At 48.7% G+C, this 491-nt stretch carries 1 protein-coding gene; it reads right to left on the bottom strand.

Annotated elements, in window-relative coordinates; all coding sequences use genetic code 11:
• Positions 1–491: tetratricopeptide repeat protein (locus AWU74_RS07965; protein ID WP_162505076.1), on the bottom strand; the 491-nt coding region annotated here is incomplete at both ends.

Here is a 491-nt window from a genome sequence, read left to right on the forward strand (position 1 = left end):
TATGCAGAAAGCGATAAGCCGCAGAAAATAATGCGGCGCGGCGTCCAGCCGCTTGAAATCAGCCGACCACAGCAAATCCAGTTGGTTTTTGAATACCGCGTCGATAATTGCGTCGCCGGTGCCGCTGAAACCTTTTTCAACCGCGGTAAGATAATCTTCAAACGCTTTTGTGTATTTTTCAAGTCCTATATACGCAACGCCCCGATTATGAAACGCCTTCGCATAATCCGGTTTCAGCCGTATCGCTGCGTCAAAATCCGCTATCGCTTTGCTGTAGTCGCCTTTCTTTTCATACGCAATTCCTCGATTATTAAACGCCTCCGCGTAATCCGGCTTCAGCTCTATCGCTGCGTCAAAATCCGCTATTGCTTTGCCATAATCGCTCTTGCTAAGATAGGTATTGCCGCGATTATTGTAGGCAGGTGCAAGATTCGGGTCGAGCTTTATTGCCTGAGTATAATCCGCAGCCGCCCGGTCGTAGTCGCCTTTTT

The sequence above is a fragment of the Treponema endosymbiont of Eucomonympha sp. genome (assembly GCF_001028545.1).